Genomic DNA, 20,798 nt, shown 5'->3' on the forward strand with positions numbered 1-20,798 from the left:
CCGCGCGGTCGTTCCTCCGGGCCCCCGCCGGTACGTCCTCGCCCTCCATGGCCCCGAGTCAACGGCATCCGGCCGCCCGCCGCATCCTGCGTGTCGGAGCCGTGGTGCACGATGGGCGACATGACCTCCGTTCCCGGCACCTCCGTTCCCGGCGCCGTCTCCACCCCAGGACCCGACCGTCACGCGCTCCGCTCGCGCGCCGACGAACTGTTGGGCGCGCTCGCCGGGCCGGGGGCGGCGCTGCGGGAGGACCAGTGGACCGCGATCGAGGCGCTCGTGGCCGACCGCCGGCGGGCCCTCGTCGTGCAGCGCACCGGCTGGGGCAAGTCGGCCGTGTACTTCATCGCCGCCCGTCTGCTCCGGGAACTCGGCTCGGGGCCCACGGTGATCGTCTCGCCGCTGCTGGCGCTCATGCGGAACCAGGTCGAGGCGGCCGCGCGGGCCGGGGTACGGGCGGCCACCATCAATTCGGCCAACATGACCGAGTGGGACGACGTGCGCGCCTCGGTCCGCGCCGGCGAGGTGGACGTTCTACTGGTCAGCCCGGAGCGGCTCAACAACCCTGACTTCCGCGACACCGTGCTGCCCGCGCTGGCCGCGGACGCCGGACTGGTGGTGGTCGACGAGGCCCACTGCGTCTCGGACTGGGGGCACGATTTCCGGCCCGACTACCGCCGGATCCGCACGCTGCTGGCCGATCTGCCCGAGGGCGTACCGGTGTTGGCCACCACCGCCACGGCCAACGACCGGGTGGTGCGCGACGTGGCGCAGCAGCTCGGTGTGGGCGAACGGCCGGGTGGGCCGGATCGCGCGGACTCGGAGGAGGGTGACCCCGCGGCGTCCGACACCCTCGTCCTGCGGGGTGGGTTGGACAGGGAGTCGCTGCGGCTGTCGGTCGTGGCGATCGACGACTCGGAGCGTCGCGCGGCGTGGTTGGTGGAGAACCTGGAGTCCCTGCCGGGCAGCGGGATCGTCTACAGCCTGACCGTCGCGGCGGCGGAGGACATGGCCGAGTTGCTCACCTCCGCCGGGCACCGGGTGAGCGCCTACACCGGCCGCACCGACGCGGGCGAGCGCGAGGAGCTCGAGCGCGCGCTGTTGGACAACGAGGTCAAGGCGCTGGTCGCCACCTCCGCGCTGGGCATGGGATTCGACAAGCCCGACCTGGGCTTCGTCGTCCACCTCGGAGCCCCGCCGTCGCCCATCTCCTACTACCAGCAGATCGGTCGCGCCGGTCGTGCGGCCGACCGGGCCGAGGTGGTCCTGCTGCCCGGCCCCGAGGACCGGGCCATCTGGAACCACTTCGCGTCTCTGGCCTTTCCCCCCGAGGACGTGGTCCGCCGGGTGCTCGACGCCCTGGAACCCGACCGGCCGCAGTCGACCCAGGCCCTCGAACCCGCGGTCGATCTGGGCCGGACCCGGCTGGAGATGGTGCTCAAGGTGCTCGACGTGGACGGCGCGGTCCAGCGCGTGCGGGGCGGGTGGATCTCCACAGGACGACAGTGGCACTACGACGCCCAGCGCTACGCCGGGCTGGCCGAGGCCCGGCGGTCGGAGCAGGAGGCGATGATCGCGTACGAGCGGACCGGCTCCTGCCGGATGGAGTTCCTGCGCACGCAACTCGACGACCCCACTCTCGACCCGACCTCCGGCGGATGCGGACGATGCGACAACTGCACCGGCGATCGCAGGTCGACCTCAGTCGACGACGGTGCGCTGACCCGGGCACGCGAGGCTCTGGAGCGCCCGGGCGTGGTCCTACCTCCGCGACGCCAGTGGCCCACCGGGCTCGCGCGGCTGGACGTGCCGCTGAAGGGCAAGATCTCCGACGGCCCCGCCGAGGGCCGCGCGTTGGCCCGACTGACCGACCTCGGCCTGGGCCAGAAGCTTCGCGGGCTGCTCGCCGGGCCCGACCAGGAGGCGCCCGACTGGGTGGTCCGTGCCTGCGTTCCGGTTCTGCGCGACTGGGGGTGGGAGGAACGCCCCACCGGCGTGGTGGCCCTGCTCACGGGCGAGCGACCGCTCCTCGTGGGGAGTCTGGCCCGCGCGCTCGCGCAGATGGGCCGGATGGACCACCTCGGGGAACTCACCCGAGACGCCGCGCTCCCCGCGGTGACCGCCCAGAACTCGGCCTACCGGGTCGCCCAGCTGTGGGGCACGCTGACCGGCCCGGAGATCGACCCCACCGGGCCCGTCCTGCTGGTCACCGATCTGTTCGGGACGGGCTGGACGGCCACGGAGTCCGCCAGGCATCTGCGGTCCGCCGGGGCCCCGGCCGTCCTCCCGCTGGCGGTGGCCACCGCCGGCTGACCCGACGAGTGTGCAGCAGCGGACGAGCCGTCGACACGGGATAATCGCGGCCATGGACTTCTCAGCGTCTCCGCCACGGCGCCTCGGGCCCGGGTTCGCCACCTCCGACACCCGGGAGCTCGCATGAGCGCCCTGACGGTGGCCGCCCTCGCGGTCGGGTTCGTCCTCCTCGTCGCGGGCGGGGAGTCACTCGTCCGGGGGGCCGGCAGGCTGGCCGTCAGCCTGGGGATCTCGCCGCTGGTGGTGGGGTTGACCGTCGTCGCCTTTGCCACCTCGACACCGGAACTGGCGGTGAGTGTCGACGCCGCCCTCAGCGGCCACCCGGGCCTGGCGGTCGGAAACGTGGTGGGCAGCAACATCGCGAACGTGCTGCTCATCCTGGGTCTCACGGCGTTGATCGCCCCGCTGCTCGCGAAATCCCGCATCGTCCGCGTCGACATCCCCATCATGGTGGGGTTCTCCGTACTGCTGTTGGTGGTGGCACTGGACGGGGTGATCAGTTCCCTCGACGGACTGCTGCTGTTCGCCGGGGTGGTGGCCTACGTGGTGGCGACCGTCATCATCTCGCGAAGGCGCGCCGCCGACCCGACCAGCACGGCGCAGGACGAGCCGACCGAGGAGCACGCGGAGGGCGCGACGGGCGAGCAGAGCGCAGCGGGCGCGGGTACGCCGGAGAGCGCAGCGGGCGCGGTCGACGTGGACCCGGCCGAGGACGGGGCGTCGCACTCTGTGCTCAAGAGCAGCGCGATGGTGGCGCTGGGTGTGCTCATGCTGGTCGTGGGCGCGAGACTCTTGGTCACCGCGGCGAGCGATCTGGCGGCGGCCTGGGGCATGAGCGATCTGGTCATCGGCCTCACGGTGGTGGCGATCGGCACGTCACTCCCCGAACTCGCGACCAGCCTCGTGGCCGCGTTCCGGGGGGAGCGCGACCTCGCCGTCGGCAACATCGTCGGCAGCAATATGTTCAACATCGGTGCCGTTCTCGGGATCACCTCGCTCATCACGCCCATCGAGGTCGCGGCGGGCGCCATCCGCTTCGACCTGCCGATCATGGTGGCGGTGGCGCTGGCCCTGTTGCCCATCGCCTTCACCGGCATGGCGATCAAGCGCTGGGAGGGGCTCCTCTTCGCCGGGTTCTACGCGGCCTACATCGCCTACGTGGTGCTCCAGGCGTCCGACCACGACGCCCTGGAGCCGTTCAGCACCGCGATGCTCTGGTTCGTCATCCCCTTCACCGCGGTGTGGCTGATCGTGCTGGCCACCTACGAACTCGGGGTGATCCGGGGACGGAGACAGGTGCGACGACACCTCGTCCCGGACGAGTAGCGCTGCCTGACACGGGGCCGCGCATCGGCGTGGCTCGGGTCCGCGGTCCACCCCGGCGACGGAACCGTGGTCAGGACAGCTCGGCGAACCGTTCGGTGTCGCGTACCCGGCCGGAGACGATGATCGTGTCGCCCGCGGTGAGAACCGTCTCGGCGGTGGCGTAGGTGAACCCCTCCCCCGGCCGTTTGATGGCGACCACGGTGACGCCGAAGTCGGTGCGGATGCTGCTCTGTCCGAGCGGCTGGCCGAGAGCGAAGGTGGGGGCGGAGGTCTTGACCATGGCGAAGCCGTCGTCGAACTCGATGTAGTCGATCATCCGGCCCCGCACCAGGTGAGCCACCCGTTTACCCATGTCGTGCTCGGGTCGCACGACATGGTGGACGCCGATCTGGGTCAGGATCTTGGCGTGGGAGTTGCTGGTGGCCTTGGCCCAGATGTTGGGCACGCCCAGGTTGATGAGAACCGACGCGGTGAGCAGGCTGGCCTCGAGATCCGAGCCCATTCCCACGACCGCGCGGTCAAACTGGTGGACCGACAACTGGCGCAGTGATTCGTCGTCGGTGGTGTCCGCCACCACCGCGTGGGTCAGACGGTGGGAGATCTTCTGCACCACGGCGTCGCTGGAGTCCACGCCCAGGACCTCGGCGCCCTGCGCCATCAGTTCCAGGGCCAGGGACTTGCCGAACCGGCCCAGTCCCAGGACCACGACAGCATCGGGGGCTCGTCGTCTAGCCAATGAGGGGCCTCTCTGCGGGGAGGTCGTACCGACGGCCACGCTGTCGCGCGGCCAGAGCACTGACCATGGTGATCGGGCCGATTCGACCCAGGTACATCAGCAGTATCAGTATCCACTGGCCCCAGTGGGGAAGCTCGGCGGTGATCCCCGTGGACAACCCCACCGTGGCGAACGCCGAGGTGACCTCGAACAGCAGCTCGTTGAGACCGAAGGGAGTCCCGGCCAGCAGCACGATGGTCGAGGTCATGACGAGCCCGATCCCGATCAACGCCACCGCGAGTGCCTGGCGCTGCACCCGGGTGTCCACGCGACGATCGAGAATGGTCACCGACCGCTCACCACGGACCTCGGCGATGATGATGAACAGCAACAGGGCGAAGGTCGTCACCTTGATCCCGCCGGCGGTCCCGCCGCTGCCCCCGCCGATGAACATCAACACATCGGTGACGAGCAGCGTCGCGTCGTCCAGGTCCGCGTAGTCGACGCTGTTGAACCCGGCCGTCCGGGGCATCACGCCCTGGAACGCCGCCACCAGGACCTTCTGCGCCGCACCGTAGTCCTGGAGGGTGCGGGCCCACTCCAACGCGAGGACCGCGCCGAAGCCGAGAGCCAACAGCACCGCCGTGACCGAGACGGTCAGTCGTGTGTGCAGGGTCCACCCCGCCCGTGACCGGCTCCTCGGCGTGGTCCGCCGCAGCCGGCGGCCCACCTCGAACAGGACCGGGAACCCGAGGCCGCCCAGGATGACCGCGATCATCAGCGGAACGCAGATCCACGGATCGGTGGCGAACCCGATCATGTTGTCGCTGTAGAGGGCGAACCCGGCGTTGTTGAACGCCGAGATGGCGTGGAACACCCCGAGCCACAGCGCCCGCAGCACCGGTTCGTCGTAGCCCAGGGCGAAACGGACGGTCAGCGCGGCCGCGGTGACGAGCTCGATCAGGATGCTCAACCGGATCACACCGACGACGACGTCGCGGACGTCGCCGAGTTCGGAGGCCCGCGCTTCGGCTGCGGTGTTCATCCGGGCCTTGAGGCCGATCTGATCGGCCAACATCAGTCCGACCATCGACGCCATGGTCATGATTCCCAGGCCTCCGACCTGGATCAGGGCGAGGATGACCACCTGCCCGAACCCTGACCAGTGCACAGGGGTGTCCACGACGATCAACCCGGTCAGGCACATCGCCGAGGTCGCCGTGAACAGCGCCTCCGTCACCCCGGTGCCGCCACCGGGCTCGACGGCTCCGGGGAGGAGCAACAACGCGGTTCCCACCGCTATCGCCGCGGCGAAACTCATCGCCACGACCCGGACCGGGCTCAACACCACCCACCCGGACAACCGCCGCACCCCGGACGGCCACACCCGCCTGTCACCACCAGTCACGACCACAGACTGTAGACCCACGATTCCGGACGGAGGTCTCTGAACCCGTCATACCCCCACCAATAGACGATCCGCCGTTAGGCACAGGCCGAGGCGGGAATCGACGCCGGGGAACGACTCCCCCACGGCGATGTCGCTGCGATGGCCCCCACCCTCCGACCGCGACCACTCCCGCAAAAGTCCTGGCGACACCGCCGCCATCGGCGCAGTGCATCCCGTGCCTCGCACTGCCGGAGACAGATCACCGCCAACTGTGGCCCACGCCACAATCCTGATGTAGGATAACGACTGTTAGCCACGGGCGGAACGTCACTGACCGCGCTGCGCCCGATTCCCACTCGAACCCCGACGTCATCTCAGGAGTGCCGGAACGCTCCTGACGACGCCACGGGTCGAGGACCACAACGAAGGACGGTAACGCCGTGCAGTCATCACTCATCTCTCTGTCCTCCATGGAGAGAGTCCACATCGGGACCCCGGTCGCGGAGGCCGCGGCGCAGGAAGCGGAGTTGCTCGGCGCGAGCCGTGTCTTCGTGGTCTGCAGTGGGACCCTGAACTCCCAGACCGACGAGATCCAGCGGGTGATCGAGGCGCTGGGCGAGCGCTTCGTCGGCCTGTTCGACGCGGTCCGGCCCCACGTTCCCCGCGAGGACGTCATCGCGGCGACCCTGGTCGCGGCCGAGGCGGACCCGGACATGCTGCTGTGCGTCGGCGGCGGGTCGGCGACGGACCTGACCAAGATCCTCGCGGTCACGCTGGAGCACGGGATCCGCGAGGCGTCCGATATGGACGGCTACCACCTCCAGGTCAATCCGGACACCTCGGTGACCGCCCCGAGCTTCTCGGCTCCGAGCATCCCCGTGGTCGTGGCGCCCACCACCCTCGCCGGCGGCGAGTTCAACGCCCTGGCGGGATCGACGGACGAGAAGACCAACGTCAAGGAGGGCTACGTCCACCCGGCGATGACCCCGCGGGCCGTCATCCTCGATCCCGCGCTCACGCGGCACACGCCGGAATGGCTGTGGCTCTCGACCGGGGTGCGCGCCCTGGACCACGCCTTCGAGACCCTGGGATCACTCGAGTCGAACGGGTACTACGACGGGATGGCGATGAACGCCATCCGCCTGCTCTCGGAAGGACTCGTCCGTGTGAAGGAGGACGCGGGCGACCTGGAGGCCCGGCGGATGTGCCAGGTCGGGGCCTGGTCCTCGATGGTCGCGATCGTGGCGGGCCTCGACATGGGCATCAGCCACGCGGTCGGGCACGCGCTCGGCGGGTCGTTCAAGGTCCCGCACGGGTACACCTCGTGCGTCATGGCGCCCTTCGCCCTGGAGTACAACCGAGAGGTCAACGAGCATCGCCAGGCCCTGATCAGCGTCGCCTTCGGCGAACCGCAGACGCCCGCGCACGAGCTCGCCGACTCGCTCATCCGGCGACTCGGCATGCCGCGGTCGCTGGGCGAGGTCGGGCTGTCCGAGGATGATCTCCCCAGCCTGGCGGCGTACACCTTCAAGGACATCTGGTGCGGGACCAACCCGAACCCGATCGCGAACGCGGACGCGCTGGTTCCGCTGCTGCGACGAGCGCTCTGATCAGCGATACAGACCGGACCGGCCCCCTCTCGCCCGTGGCGGAGGGGGCCGGTCCGTCTGCGCGGGCGCGGCGTGCGAGAGCGCTATCGGGCCGCCTCCGCCGCGCCGCCCCGGACCCCGCGCCGGGGCCCGAGGATGCCGTTGACGATGTAGTCCACGTAGGTGGAGACCAGCGCATCGATGTCGTAGTCGTCCCGCAGCCACCAACTCACACCGTTCATGAGGTCCAGGACGGCGACGGCCGCACGCAGCGGATCGTCGACACCGAACTCGCCGGCGCGGATGCCCGCGGCGATCACGTCGCGCACCCGCCGCTGGTAGTACTTCCGGTACTCGACCACGCGCTCACGGTGGTCCTCCGTCAGCGCCGAGAGCTCCCGCAGGCTCACCAGATGCTCCACCCTGTTCACGGCCAGGTGGCGGAGGTGGACATCGACCAGCGAGGTGAGCCGCTCGGCCGGCGTGCCAGCTTCGTCGAGGACGAGCAGATGCTCCTCCACCGGGACCCGGGTCATCTTGAGGGCGATCGCGTAGAGGATCTCCTCTTTGGAGCTGAAGTGGTTGTAGAGGCTGGCACCCTTGATCCCCACCGAATCGGCGATGCCGCGCATCCCCGCCGAGTGGTAGCCCTGCTCGGCGAAGTACTCGGCCGCCGCGGCCAGTATCGAATCGCGTCTGCTGGGCTCGGTGTTCAGCGTCTCAGTCCTTTGCGTGCAGGCGGCGTAGCTCTCTCTTGAGCAGTTTGCCCTGTGGGTCCGTGGGGAGTTCGTCCACGATCGTGATCACCTTGGGGACCTTATAGCCTGCGAGCACCGTCTTGCAGTGCTCTCGCAACTCCGGACCCGACACGTCGCTGCCGTCGACCGCGATGACGAAGCCGGTGACGGCCTCGGACCAGTACTCGTCCGGGAGACCGACGACGGCGGCGCGCGCCACCCCGGGATGGGCCTGCAGGACCCGCTCGACCTCCTGGGAGGACACGTTGTATCCCCCCGTCTTGATCATGTCCTTGTTGCGGTCGAGGAAGAACATGTTGCCCTCGGCGTCGCGTCGGACGATGTCACCGGTGTGGAGCCAGCCGCCGTCGAGGACCGCGGCGGTCTTCTCGGGATCCTTGTAGTACCCCGCCATCACCGACGGGGTGCGACACAGGAGCTCCCCGCTCTCCGCCTCGTTCCCGTCGGCGTCGACCACCCTGACCTCCAGATGGCCGACCGGTTTACCGATCCAGGTGGGGTCCTGCCCGGGAACGTCCTCGAGTTGCTTGAACCAGCCGACCGACCCCAACTGGGTCAGTTCCGACTGCCCCCAGTAGGTTCCCCAGATCGACGACGGGGCGGCGCGGTGCCATGCGTCCACCGTCCGCGGGGAGACCTGTCCCCCGTAGGTCAGACACCGCTGGATGGTCCCCACCGCATCGGGCCCGAAGCCCGGATGGTCCGCCAGGGAGATGAAGAACGTCGGCGTCTGGGCCAGGACCGTGATCTGCTCTGTCCTGATCATGGTCAACACGTCGGCGGGCGCGAGGCTGGCCGGCAGGACGAGGGTCGCGCCCAGGAGGATGAGGGAGGTCAGGGACCCGATCCCGGCGATGGTGTGGAACGGCATGACGAACAACCAGACGTCGTCGTCCAGGCAGCGCAGTCCCCACGTGTACGCGGGTGCGGTGGAGATCAGGTAGTTGCGGTGCGGCAACATGACCCCCTTCGGTGCCGCCTCGGTCCCGCTCGTGTAGACGATCATCGCGAGGTCGAGCTCGTCGATGTCACACTCGGGCTCCGTGTCCGGGGAGGACCCGAGGTGGCGGTCGAAGTCGTGGCAGCCCGTCTCGTCCGTGCTCACGGACTCCGTACCGTCGGGTCCCGTGCAGTCGAGGACGACGATCTCGGGCCGGTTCTCCGACTCACCGAGCGCCGCACGGACCACCGGGAGGAACTCCGCGGCCACGACCACCGCGGCGGGCTCGAGGTGGGCGAGCTGTTGCGCCACCTCGCCCGTGCCCAACAACACGTTGATCCCGGAGTAGGCGGCGCCGATCTTGAGAATTCCGTAGTAGGCGATGACCGACTCCACACGGTTGCGCGCCATCACCGCGACCCGGTCGCCGCGGGCCACACCGAGCCCGAGGAGCATGTGGGCGGCCCGGTTGGCGCCCCGGTCGAGCTCACCGTAGGTGGTCACGGTCCGACCGCCACCGGGTGCGTAGGAGACGATCGCGGCTTTGCCTGCCCGGCTCTGCGCATGACGGCGGAGCTGGTCACCCAGGGTCGCCCGTCCCAGGGGAGCGGACTGAACCGAGGTCAGGCGGTGGCCCGGGGCGCCACCGGTCCCCGAGGGCTGGCGCGGATCGGTGACACTCGACTCGACACGTACCGGCTGTTCCATGATTTCTCGCTCTCCCGCACTACTTACCGCCGTTAGTATGATCTGGCTCATACTTGCATCGCGGGCGAACGCGGTCAACCCCGAAGCAGACGAGAGTGTTCCCAACTTGTCCAGAGGAGTTCTCCGAACCCTTGGCCGTCTGACTAACTGCTGTTAGTCTGCGGAGTATGACCACAGTCACTGATTCGGATCGTCGCCGACTCCGCTCGGCGGTACGCCGGGGCAACGTCCCGACCATGCTCGCCGTCCTGCTCGAGTTGACGGCCGACGAGCGGTGGATGGCCCCCCGCTACCAGCCCACCCGCAGCCGGGGCATGGACGACAACTCGACCGGCGGTCTTCCGGACGAGGTCCAGGAAGAGATCCGGGAGGCGCTGGTCGACGCGGTCGAGCGCTGGTGGGAGTCGGATGAGCCCTCCCGACGGGAGATGGACGGCCCGGACGTCGAACGGTTGCTCAACTTCACCTGCGGTGAGACCGTGCCGCCGGACTTCGCGCCGATGATGGCGGAGATCGTCAACGGGCCGCCGATCGCGCCGGCCGCCGCCGAACCCGACGAGCGTCTCCACGCCATCGTGATCGGTGCCGGCATCGCGGGGATGCTCGCCTCCGTGGAGTTCACCCGGGCCGGGATCCCCCACGTGATCCTGGAGAAGAACGAGGACGTCGGGGGTTCCTGGTGGGAGAACCGCTATCCCGGCGCCGGGGTGGACACCCCCAGCCACCTCTATTCGATCTCCTCGTTCCACCACAACTGGTCCACGCACTTCGGTAAGCGCGATGAGGTCCAGGGCTACCTCGAGGACTTCGCCGAGGCGAACGACATCCGGCGGCACGTCCGCTTCCGCCACGAGGTGACGCGCGCGGAGTTCGATGAACCCGGGCAGTCCTGGAGGGTGACGGTCCGGCGGCCCGACGGCGGGTCGGAGGTCCTCCGGGCACCGATCCTGATCAGCGCCGTCGGCCTGCTCAACCGCCCCAAGGTCCCGGACCTCCCGGGCCTGGAGAGCTTCGGGGGTCGCCTCTTCCATTCCGCCGAGTGGCCGAGTGAGCTGGACGATCCTGACGCCCTCCGGGGCAAGAGGGTGGGCATCGTCGGGGCGGGCGCCAGTGCCATGCAGATCGGGCCGGCCATCGTTGACCGTGTCGGATCCCTGACGGTCTTCCAACGCTCGCCCCAGTGGATCGCCCCCAACGACGACTACTTCGCGCCCATCCACGAGGACGTGCACTGGCTGATGGACCACGTCCCCGGGTACCGGGAGTGGTACCGCGCCAGGCTCTCGTGGATCTTCAACGACAAGGTGTACCCGACCCTCCAGGTGGACCCCGAGTGGCCGGAGCCGAGCGCCTCGATCAACGCGACCAACCACGGTCACCGCAAGTTCTACGAACGCTATCTCCGCGATCTACTGGGCGACCGCGACGACCTCATCGAGGCGTCGCTGCCGGACTATCCCCCCTTCGGCAAGCGGATGTTGCTGGACAACGGGTGGTTCGCGATGCTGCGTAAGCCCCAGGTCACCCTGGTCCCCCGCGGGGTCCGGGCGGTCACCCCCTCGGGTCTTACCGACTCCGACGGCGTCGAGCACGAGCTTGACATCATCGTCATGGCGACCGGCTTCCACAGTGTGCGGATCCTGCACCCGATGGACATCGTGGGTCGATCGGGCCGCTCCACCCGGGAGATCTGGGGAGAACACGACGCGCGCGCCTACCTGGGGATCACGGTCCCCGATTTCCCCAACTTCTTCATCATGACCGGGCCCAACACGGGCCTCGGCCACGGGGGGAGCTTCATCACGATCCTGGAGTGCCAGGTCAGGTACATCATGGACGCCGTGGAGCTGATGCGGTCGCAGAACCTCGGCACGCTGGAGTGCCGGAGTGAGGTCAACGATCGATACAACGAGGCCGTCGATCGGCAGCACGCGCAGATGGTGTGGACCCATCCGGCGATGGAGAACTGGTACCGCAACCCGGATGGTCGCGTCGTGTCGGTGCTCCCCTGGCGCATCAACGACTACTGGGCCATGACCAACGCGGTCGACCCGGCGGACTTCCACACCGAGCCGGTCCACGCCGGATCGTCCCCGGCCCTCACCACCGGACGGTGAGCGTGCGGGACGAGGCGGCCCGGGACCCGCACGGCGGACCGCTGGACGGCCTCCGGGTGGTCGAGATGGAGGCCATCGGGCCGCTTCTGCACGCGGGGCTCATGCTGGCGGACCTCGGCGCCGACGTGATCCGCGTGATGCGACCCGTCCCGGTGGGTGCCGACGACGGCAACGACGAGGCGAACTCGGGGATGCTCCGGGGCGGGACCGAGGTCGCGGTCGACCTGACCGACCCGGACGGGCTGCGCCGGGTGCGCGACCTGGTGGGCCGCGCCGACGTACTGATGGAGGGATCCCGTCCCGGCACGATGGAGAAGCTCGGTCTCGGCCCCGACGTGTGGCAGCAGGAGAACCCGGGATTGATCTACGGCCGCATGAGCGGTTGGGGCCAGGAGGGACCGCTGGCCCGCGAGGCCGGACACGACATCAACTACCTCGCACTGTCCGGCGCCCTGGGGCAGCTCGGACCGGTTTCCGGACCGCCGTCGCCGCCACTGAACCTCGTCGGCAACTTCGGCGGTGGGTCGATGTTCCTGCTGGTGGGGATCCTGGCCGCCCTGCACGAGAGGCAGCGGACCGGCCGCGGCCAGGTGGTGGATGCGGCGATGGCGGACGGCGCGAGTTCCCTGACCGCTCTGGTCCGCTCATGGCAGCACGCCGGCCGGTGGTCCACCCGGCGGGGCACCAACCTGCTCGACGGGTCGGCGCCGTTCTACCGGGCCTACGAGTGCGCCGACGGCGGATACCTCGCGGTGGGGGCGCTCGAGGACGTGTTCTACGACCGCCTCGTACGCGGTCTCGGGCTGGATCCCGCCATCCTGCCGGATCGCTGGGACACCACCAACTGGGACGCTCTGTCCGAGACCTTCGGTCAACGGTTCGCCATGCGTGACCGCGACGCCTGGGCCGAGGACTTCGACGAGCTGGACGCGTGCGTCACACCGGTGCTCTCGCTCCGCGAGGCCACGCTCCACGACCACGCGGTACAACGGGGGGCCTTCGTCGACGCGGGCGGCTACCCGATGCCCGCCGCCGCCCCTCGGATGAGCTCGTCCCTCGGCGCAGCACCACCGCCGTGCCGTGCGGACGTGGACGCGGCCCTGTCGGGGTGGGGCGATCGGCGCCGCAGTCTCACACCCTGAGCCGTCTCACACCCGGAGACTGAGCGTCCGGAGTCGTCGGACCAGCAGGCTCTGGTGCCACTCGGCGTGGGAGGAATCGATCTCGGGGACCGGGTCGAGGCCCAGGAGGAAGTCCAGAGCGGCGAGCGACTCCATCCGCGCGAGCGCCGCGCCCACGCAGAAGTGGATCCCACGCCCGAACGACAGGTGCGAGCCCTCCCCCCGGTCCGGCATGAACCGACCCGGTCGGCTGAACTGTCGGTCGTCACGGTTGGCGCTACCCCAGAGCAGGAACAGGTGGGTACCGGCGGCGAGATCGACCCCACCGAGTTCGGTGTCCCTGGTGACGTGGCGATAGTGCCCCCGGAACGGTGCCTCCAGTCTGAGGGTCTCCTCGATGAAGAGCGGACGCGCGGCGGGGTCCGACCGGAGTGGATCCACCCACTCCGGGTGCTGCCCCAGTCGCCAGACCAGCGACCCCAGGTGCCCGACCGTCGACTCGATCCCCGCCGCCACCAGCTGGACCAGGACCTGCACCGCGACCTCGTGCGTCATGTCTGCGTCGTCGACCAGTCGGGCGAGGTCTCCGAGCACCGAGGCCGGTCGCGTGGCCCGCGCTTCTGCGAGCGCGCCGGAGAGGTACTCGATCAGTTCCCCGACCGATCGGACCGAGTCGTCGAGCTCGTCGGCCGAGACCATCCCGTCCAGCATCCGAGTGCTGGCGAACGCCCAGCGGCACAGCCTGTCGACGTCCTGTCGGGGCAGACCCATGAGGGTGGCGACGACCGAGGCCGGGAGGCGTTCGGCGATGTCCTTGACCCAGTCGATGCCACCGTCCCGGTGGCCCTCCGCCCACAGTTCGCGCAGTCGGGTGTCGATGACCGGTCTCCAGGCTCGGAGCTTGCGCGGGGTGATCGACGGCATGACCAGCGTCCGGTGGGCCCGGTGGATCTCACCGTCCGCGGTGGCCAGCACGTGCACGGGGGACCCGAGTTCGGCGACGGGGAATCCGGTGACTTCCCCGTCCGGCGCCACCACCATCGTCGCGGTGAGGTTGGAGGAGAAGTCCTCGACCCGGGCCGTCGCCTCCACCATGAGGTCCCAGGACCGGACCGCGTAGAACGACGAGTCCCCGATCCGCTCGATCCCCGGCGACACACGTGACGGATCGAGGAGGCCCATGACGTCGCCCGCGCTCTGCATGCCTGCCACCCTCGCGCACGAGCCCGTGCCGCACGGTGGATTCGGGGACACAGCGGCGTCGGGGCCGCTGTTCTCAGGCCACGGGAGCGGTGGCGTTCCTGCGGCTTCCGCCGAGCAGCACCAGCCCCACCCCACTGCCCAGGGAGACCGCGGCACTGATCAGGAGCAGCGTCCCGAGCCCGACTGTCGGGATCACGGTGCCCGCGATCGCCGGTGCGACGACGGAGCTCACGGCGCCCACGACCAGGCATGCGGTGAACGCCGCTCCCGCGCGGTCCGGCACCCGCTCGGCGGTCCACACCGCCAGCACCGCCGAACCGGTCATGTACCCCACACCGAAGACGCACGCCGAGACCACGGTGGCGAGGAGGGAATCACCGGCCGCGCCCAGCAACACCAACGCCAGGGCCACGGTCATCAGGCACATCGCGGCGACCCGGGTGCTGCCCCACCGCCCCGCCATGGCGCCGGTGGCCAGCGCCACCAGGCCGCTGGCGCCGATCAGGACGTAGAGGACCGGAACCGCGAGTGCGGGCAGGTCGGTGCCGCCGAGGACGTCCGCGGCGTAGGTGAAGTAGATGACGACGACGGCGAAGTAGACGACCGAGTAGCCGGCGGGGACCGGGAGGGCCCTGGCCGGCGCGGCGACATTCCGCTGGCCGCGTGGGCGTCCGGTCGGGTCGGTGCGCGGCACGAGGAGGAGGTTGAGGACCGCCGCGAGCACGGCTGCCACCGCGACGCCGGCCCACACCAGACGCCACGTCGTGTGGGTGGCGAGCACCGCCACCCCACCCAGCGCGATAAGCCCGGCGCCGGTGCCGGTGGTGATCATCGCCAGGGCCCTGGACTGCAGGCGTGGGGCCACCGTCCGGGTCACGATGTCGGAGTACGGCGCCCATACCCAGCCGCCCGCACTGCCACACAACACCGCTCCCGCCGCGAGGAGCCCGGGCGACTGCGCGACCACCACGATCACCGCACCCAATGCGCCACAGACCCCGCCGACCGTGGTGGGCGCACGCGCACCGCGACGCGCCGCCAGCGGACCCGCGAGGACCAGACCGGTGAGGAAACCGGTGAACGTGGCGCTGGCGATGAGCCCCAGCACCAGTTCCGAGACCCCGAGCTCCTGTCGGATGTCCGGAAGCGTCAGTCCGTAGACGTACCGCGCCATACCGAAGGCCACACCGACGACCGCCGCCCCGGCGATCCCGATCCGGGTCGCGGAGGAGGCCACCTCAGCCACGGTGCCGACCTCGGTCAGACCACGCGCGGCCCACCCCGGTCAGACCTCGCGCGCCATCGCCCGGCCCGCCTTCATCCCCGAGAAGATGCAGCCACCGAGGAAGGTGCCCTCGAGCGAGTTGTACCCGTGGACCCCTCCGCCGCCGAACCCGGCGACCTCCCCGGCCGCGTACAGGCCGGGGAAGGGTTCACCGTCGGGCCGCAGGCACTGGGAGTCCAGGGTGGTCTCGATCCCACCCAGCGTCTTGCGGGTCATGAGGTGCACCTTGACCGCGATCAGCGGGCCACCGGAGCCGGCGGCGGACCCCGAGCCGACGCCAGAGTCCGCGAGGAGCTTGTGCGGCTTGGCGATGCGGGTGAGCTTGTCGGTGAGCACCCGACGCGAGTTGTGGATGGCCTGCACCTGCGCGTCCTTGGCGAAGGGGTTGTCCATCTGTCCGTCCATGGCCAGGACGAACTCGCGTACCTTCTCCACCTCGAGCTCGGGCTCTCCTTCGCGGACCAACTCGTTCATCCCCGTCACCAGCTCCTCCAGGGAATCGGCCACCACCCAGTCCACGCCCTTCTCGGCGAACTCGCCCACCGAGGGCGGCAGCCCCTTCTTGGCGCGGGACAGGAACTTCTTGACCACCTTGTCGGTCATCTCCGGGTTCTGTTCGGAGCCCGAGAGCACGAACTCCTTCTCCGCGATGGCCGAGTCCAGGATGAACCAGGAGTGGTCGTACCCGGTCCGGCGGATGGCCTCGACGGACGCGGTGGTGTGGAAGCCCGGGAACAGCGGCACCGGCATCCGCGCGCCCGTGGCGTCCAGCCACAGCGTCGACGGGCCCGGGATGATGCGGATGGCGTGCGAGGGCCAGATGGGGGCGAAGTTGGCGACCCCCTCGGTGTAGTGCCACATCCGGTCGCGGTTGATGAGGTTCGCCCCGGCCGTGCCCGAGATCTCGAGCATGCGGCCGTCGACGTGCTCCGGGACCCCCAGGATGAGGTCTCCGGGCGCGTCGCCCAGGCGGTCCGACGGCCAGTACCGGCGCACGAGGTCCGGGTTGCCGCCGATCCCGCCCGAGGACACGAGCACCGCGCCGCCCCGGAACTCGAAGGTCCCCGTCTCCTCGCGGGGGGAGGACACGCCCCGGTCCAGATCGCACGGGACGAGGGTGGCGCCGCGGACGCCCACGGCCCGCCCGTCCTCGACGACGATCTCGTCGACGCGGTGGCGCACCGCGAATCGCACCCGCCCCTCGGCGGCGGCCGTGCGGACCGGCTCCTCGAAGACGCGCACCACCTCGGGCCCGGTACCCCAGGTCACGTGGAATCGCGGGACGGAGTTGCCGTGGCCTCCCACGTCCCCGCCACCGCGCTCCGCCCAGCCGACGGTGGGGATGATCTTGAGCCCCAGCTCGTTCAGGTACGTGCGCTTCTCCCCTGCCGCGAACTCCACGTACGCCCGCGCCCACCGCCGGGGCCAGTGGTCCTCGGGCCGGTCGAAGGCCGCCGAACCGAGCCAGTCTCGCCACGCCAGGTCCAGCGAGTCGTGGATGCCGATGCGCCGCTGCTCGGGGGTGTCCACCATGAACAGGCCACCGAGCGACCAGTAGGCCTGTCCGCCCAGGTTCTTCTCGTTCTCCTGGTCCACCACGAGGACCTTCTTGCCCGCTCGGCTCGCCTCGTAGGTGGCGACCAGCCCCGCCAGGCCGTGGCCCACCACGATGATGTCGGGCGTGAACCCGGGCTCGGGTGCCGGCAGCGGCCCGGCGTTGGCGGCGGTCGAGGTGGACGGCGGGGCGTACGAGGGGTACTCGGGGTGGACGGGCCGGGCCTCCCCGGCGGTACGGGCGGGACGGGACGCGGAGTTGGTCATGGGTCCAGTGTGCCGGGTCACTCCAACAGATGACGCAGATACCGCTCCGGGGCCGCGAGATACCGGCGGTGGTGGTCCACCATCGCCAGGTCCTCCCAGCGACTGCGGTGCATCCCGTCCTCCGACAGCTCGTACACCGCGGCCCCCGGCACGGAGGCCAGGATCGGGGAGTGGGTGGCCATGAGCACCTGTGCCCCCCGTCGGTCGGCCAGCTCGAGCAACTGCGCGACCAGGCGGAGCTGGGCGTCGAAGGACAGTCCCGCCTCGGGCTCGTCCAACACGAACAACCCGCCGCCGGAGAACCGGGAGGAGTCCACCAGGTCCCAGAACGCCTCGCCGTGACTGCGCGCGTGGAAGTCCTGACCCGGCCCCGACGACTGCAGGTAGGTGAACAACCCGTGCATGGTCTCGGCCCGCACGAAGTAGCCCCACCGCGGCGCCCCGCCCCCGCGCACCAACCGCAGCGCCTCGTGCAACGGGGACTCCGACGCCCACGTGGAGTTCCGGGCCCCGGTGGACCCGCCCTCGGCGTTCAGGCCGAACGCCATGGCCACGGCCTCGACGATCGTGGACTTGCCGGACCCGTTCTCCCCCACCAGGACGGTGAGGTCGTCGAGCTCCAGCCCGTCCCGCACGAGATCGGCCACCGCGGGTACCGAATACGGCCACGCCCCGGACGACGCGACGAGGCCGGGGTCCACCGCGACGCGAACCAGCGGACGCGGGTCCAGCACGCCGTCTCGACTCACGCGGCCACGGTACCGTGGCCGACATGCGGATCCACCAGATGAACTGCGGGACGTTCGCCGGACGGGTCCCGACCCGCGTACTGCTGGTGGAGGCCCCGGAGGGTCTGGTGCTGGTGGACACCGGCATCGGGCTCCACGACATCGCCGACCCCGCCGCCCGGCTGGGTCCCTCACGACACGCGATGCGCCCCCGACTCGACCCGTCCGAGACCGCCTACCGGCGCATCGAGGCCATGGGGTTCGACCCCCGCGAGGTGCGCCACATCGTGCTCACCCACATGGATTTCGACCACATCGGCGGGCTCGCCGACTTCCCCGGGGCGGAAGTACACGTGGCCTCCGAGGCCCTGACGTGGGCGGTGCGCACCCCGCGCTGGATCGAGCGGCGTCGCTACCGCCGCGCCCAGTGGGCGCACGGCCCGGCGTTCACCGAGTACACCTACGGGACCGACCGGTGGGAGGGCTTCCGTGTGCATCCCCTGGACCACGTGCTCGAGGGGATGGCCCTGGTCGATCTGCCGGGCCACACCGTGGGGCACGCCGGCGTCCTGGTCCCCGGCGATCCGCGGGACCCCGGCGAGGTCGACGTCCTGCACGCCGGGGACGCGTTCTACCTGCGCGGTCAGATCGACCCGTCGGTCGGCTACCCGAGGGCGATCGCTGTCGCCGAACGTGCCCTGTCGCTGGTCCCGTCGGCCGTCGAGTTGACCCACGAGCGCCTCGCGGCACTGGCCGGGCGCCGCGTCGGGGACCTGCGGGTGGTGTGCGCCCACGACCCGACGGGTCCGGGAGGCGTCCCGGGATGAGGATCCGGGACACCGCCTGGACTCCCGCCGCGCGCACCGACCCGGACCGGGATCTGCCGGCGCGGGCCACGGCGTTGGCGGACCTCATGCGGGGCCGGAGGGCGACGATCCTCACCGGGGCGGGGATCTCCACCCCCTCCGGGATCCCCGACTACCGCGGACCGGACTCCCCCGCCCGGACCCCCATGACCTTCCAGGAGTTCGTCGGGGACCCCGGGTACCGCCGCCACTACTGGGCCCGCAACCACCTGGGTTGGCGACACATGGAGGCCGCGCGGCCCAACGCGGCCCACGCGCTGGTGGCCGACTGGGAACGCCGGGGCCTGGTCAGCGGCGTCATCACCCAGAACGTGGACCTGCTCCACCTCAAGGCCGGCAGTCGCCGGCTCGTGGACCTGCACGGCAGCTACGCCGTGGTCACCTGTCTCGACTGTGGCCTGCGCCAGAGCAGATGGGCTCTGCACGAGGATCTCGACCGTCTCAACCCCGGCTTCGCGGAGCGGGTCGCCACTCGCGGTGCCATCGAGGTCGCCCCGGACGCCGATGCGGTCCTCGACGACACCGCGGACTTCCGCATGGTGGACTGCCGCCGCTGCTCGGGCGTGCTCAAGCCCGACATCGTCTACTTCGGGGAGAACGTCCCGGCGCACCGGGTGGCGGAGGCCAACGCCCTGGTCGACGGGTCCGACCTCGTCGTCGTCGTGGGGTCCTCCCTCACCGTCCGGTCGGGATACCGGTTCGTGCGGCGCGCGGTGACCACCGGCACCCCCGTGGCCGTGGTCAACCGCGGCCACACCCGGGCGCACGCCGAAGCCACGCTGACGGTCGACGGCGACTGCATCGAGGTGTTGGCCCTCGTCGACCGGGCCCTGTAGGCGAACTGCGCGAGCAGAGCGGCAGACTGCAGGGATGAGCACAGACCTGACCCCCGACGCCGCTCTGCAGCGGCTACTCGACGGAAACCGCCGCTACGTCGACGGTGCGGGCCTGCACGCCCACCAGGACCCCGCACGCCGCGCCGAACTCACCGGCCAGCAGCACCCCTTCGGGATGGTCTTCGGCTGCGCCGACTCGCGGGTGCCCGCCGAGGTCGTCTTCGACCAGGGCCTCGGCGACCTGTTCGTCATCCGCAACGCCGGCCACATCGTGGACCCGTCGGTACTGGGCTCGATCGAGTTCGGTGTGGACGTGCTGGGCATCCCGCTGACGCTGGTGCTCGGGCACACCTCGTGCGGCGCCGTGGGCGCGGCGATCAACGCCGTCGACACGCACACCACCCCGTCGGGATATTTGCGCGACGTGGTGGAGCGGATCGCCCCGGCCGTGTTCGAGGCCCGGCGGGACCCCGCGGCCGGATACGAGGACGTGGTGATCGAGAACGTGCGCCAGGCGGTCACGGCGATCCGCGAGAAGTCCTCGGCGGTGGACCGCGCGATCTCCCGGGGACGCACCGCGATCGTCGGGGCGCTGTACAACCTCGCCGAGGGCACGGTCACCCCGGTCCATACCGAGGGCAGGATCGACCTCTAGAGAGCCGGAGCGTCGTCAGCGCGCCACAGGATCACCACAGCGCCCTCATCACAGCGCAATCATCCCAGCGCCATCATCCCAGCGCCATCATCACAGCGCCATCATCACAGCGCCACCAGGTCGTCGGCGTGCACGAGAGGACGACCCTGGCCCGTGGTGCCGGTGCCGGACGCGCGTTCGGCCAGCCGGGAGCGCACCTCGATCGAGTCGTACTGGGCGATCCCCCTGGCGACGGTGTCGCCGGCGGTGTCGCGCATCTCGATCACGTCGCCGAAGTGGAACAGCCCGTCGACGCCGGTCACCCCCGCCAGGAGCAGCGACCGCCGGGAGCCGGTGACGGCACGCACCGCGCCGTCGTCCAGGATCACCGCACCCCGCGCGTCGGCGGCGTGGCGGACCCAGAACCGCCGCGCGGTCATCCGCTCGGGCC

At 70.4% G+C, this 20,798-nt stretch carries 17 protein-coding genes; 8 read left to right on the plus strand and 9 right to left on the minus strand.

Going from position 1 to position 20,798, the window contains the following annotated elements:
* Positions 1-111: 111 nt before the first annotated feature.
* On the plus strand, positions 112-2,310 hold the full coding sequence (locus G6022_RS01045; protein WP_241730983.1) for a DEAD/DEAH box helicase: 2,199 nt from the start codon (positions 112-114) through the stop codon (positions 2,308-2,310).
* 123 nt (positions 2,311-2,433) lie between these two features.
* A complete protein-coding gene (locus G6022_RS01050; RefSeq protein ID WP_182653018.1) occupies positions 2,434-3,636 on the plus strand; it encodes a calcium/sodium antiporter in 1,203 nt (400 codons plus the stop codon).
* A gap of 70 nt (positions 3,637-3,706) precedes the next feature.
* On the opposite strand, the gene G6022_RS01055 is transcribed toward G6022_RS01050, so the two are convergent.
* Both G6022_RS01055 and G6022_RS01060 read right to left on the minus strand, forming a co-directional pair.
* Positions 3,707-4,372 carry a TrkA family potassium uptake protein gene (locus tag G6022_RS01055; protein ID WP_182639387.1) on the minus strand — a complete coding sequence of 222 codons (666 nt, stop codon included), beginning with the start codon at positions 4,370-4,372 and terminating at the stop codon, positions 3,707-3,709.
* A complete protein-coding gene (locus G6022_RS01060) occupies positions 4,365-5,672 on the minus strand; it encodes a potassium transporter TrkG (protein ID WP_187700989.1) in 1,308 nt (435 codons plus the stop codon). The genes G6022_RS01055 and G6022_RS01060 overlap by 8 nt, the downstream gene beginning before the upstream one ends.
* 509 nt (positions 5,673-6,181) lie before the next feature.
* On the opposite strand from G6022_RS01060, the gene G6022_RS01065 reads away from it, so the two are divergent.
* Positions 6,182-7,351, plus strand: a complete 1,170-nt coding sequence (locus tag G6022_RS01065) for an iron-containing alcohol dehydrogenase (RefSeq protein WP_182639386.1) — start codon at positions 6,182-6,184, stop codon at positions 7,349-7,351.
* Between the two features lie 83 nt (positions 7,352-7,434).
* Here the strand turns inward: G6022_RS01065 and G6022_RS01070 are convergent, their stop codons facing one another.
* Both G6022_RS01070 and G6022_RS01075 read right to left on the minus strand, forming a co-directional pair.
* Positions 7,435-8,046, minus strand: a complete 612-nt coding sequence (locus G6022_RS01070) for a TetR/AcrR family transcriptional regulator (protein ID WP_182639391.1) — start codon at positions 8,044-8,046, stop codon at positions 7,435-7,437.
* A gap of 4 nt (positions 8,047-8,050) precedes the next feature.
* On the minus strand, positions 8,051-9,736 hold the full coding sequence (locus G6022_RS01075; protein ID WP_241730984.1) for an AMP-binding protein: 1,686 nt from the start codon (positions 9,734-9,736) through the stop codon (positions 8,051-8,053).
* Between the two features lie 167 nt (positions 9,737-9,903).
* On the opposite strand from G6022_RS01075, the gene G6022_RS01080 reads away from it, so the two are divergent.
* On the plus strand, positions 9,904-11,853 hold the full coding sequence (locus G6022_RS01080; RefSeq protein ID WP_182639385.1) for an NAD(P)/FAD-dependent oxidoreductase: 1,950 nt from the start codon (positions 9,904-9,906) through the stop codon (positions 11,851-11,853).
* Positions 11,850-12,995 (plus strand): CaiB/BaiF CoA-transferase family protein, encoded by a 1,146-nt coding sequence (locus G6022_RS01085; protein WP_347237837.1) that lies wholly within the window; start codon positions 11,850-11,852, stop codon positions 12,993-12,995. Before G6022_RS01080 ends, G6022_RS01085 begins: the two co-directional genes overlap by 4 nt.
* A 6-nt stretch (positions 12,996-13,001) precedes the next feature.
* Here the strand turns inward: G6022_RS01085 and G6022_RS01090 are convergent, their stop codons facing one another.
* The 4 genes from G6022_RS01090 to G6022_RS01105 all read right to left on the minus strand — a co-directional run bounded on the left by G6022_RS01090 (position 13,002) and on the right by G6022_RS01105 (position 18,032).
* Positions 13,002-14,177, minus strand: a complete 1,176-nt coding sequence (locus G6022_RS01090; RefSeq protein ID WP_182639384.1) for a cytochrome P450 — start codon at positions 14,175-14,177, stop codon at positions 13,002-13,004.
* A 73-nt stretch (positions 14,178-14,250) separates the two neighbouring features.
* Complete coding sequence (locus tag G6022_RS01095) at positions 14,251-15,423, minus strand: MFS transporter (RefSeq protein WP_347237836.1); 1,173 nt, start codon at positions 15,421-15,423, stop codon at positions 14,251-14,253.
* 39 nt (positions 15,424-15,462) lie between these two features.
* Positions 15,463-17,283 carry an FAD-binding dehydrogenase gene (locus G6022_RS01100; RefSeq protein WP_182653017.1) on the minus strand — a complete coding sequence of 607 codons (1,821 nt, stop codon included), beginning with the start codon at positions 17,281-17,283 and terminating at the stop codon, positions 15,463-15,465.
* A 17-nt stretch (positions 17,284-17,300) separates the two neighbouring features.
* On the minus strand, positions 17,301-18,032 hold the full coding sequence (locus tag G6022_RS01105) for an AAA family ATPase (RefSeq protein WP_259846721.1): 732 nt from the start codon (positions 18,030-18,032) through the stop codon (positions 17,301-17,303).
* A gap of 23 nt (positions 18,033-18,055) precedes the next feature.
* On the opposite strand from G6022_RS01105, the gene G6022_RS01110 reads away from it, so the two are divergent.
* The 3 genes from G6022_RS01110 to G6022_RS01120 are packed head-to-tail and all read left to right on the plus strand — an operon-like array spanning position 18,056 to position 20,368.
* Positions 18,056-18,838, plus strand: a complete 783-nt coding sequence (locus tag G6022_RS01110) for an MBL fold metallo-hydrolase (protein WP_182639380.1) — start codon at positions 18,056-18,058, stop codon at positions 18,836-18,838.
* The gene (locus G6022_RS01115) at positions 18,835-19,713 is read left to right on the plus strand and encodes a Sir2 family NAD-dependent protein deacetylase (protein ID WP_182639379.1); all 879 of its coding nucleotides are present in this window, start codon (positions 18,835-18,837) and stop codon (positions 19,711-19,713) included. The genes G6022_RS01110 and G6022_RS01115 overlap by 4 nt, the downstream gene beginning before the upstream one ends.
* Before the next feature lie 34 nt (positions 19,714-19,747).
* A complete protein-coding gene (locus G6022_RS01120) occupies positions 19,748-20,368 on the plus strand; it encodes a carbonic anhydrase (protein ID WP_182639378.1) in 621 nt (206 codons plus the stop codon).
* A 104-nt stretch (positions 20,369-20,472) separates the two neighbouring features.
* On the opposite strand, the gene G6022_RS01125 is transcribed toward G6022_RS01120, so the two are convergent.
* Positions 20,473-20,798: PUA domain-containing protein (locus tag G6022_RS01125; RefSeq protein WP_347238138.1), on the minus strand; the 326-nt coding region annotated here is incomplete at its 5' end.

The sequence above is a fragment of the Dietzia sp. Cai40 genome (assembly GCF_014145165.1).
Taxonomy (GTDB): domain Bacteria; phylum Actinomycetota; class Actinomycetes; order Mycobacteriales; family Mycobacteriaceae; genus Dietzia; species Dietzia natronolimnaea.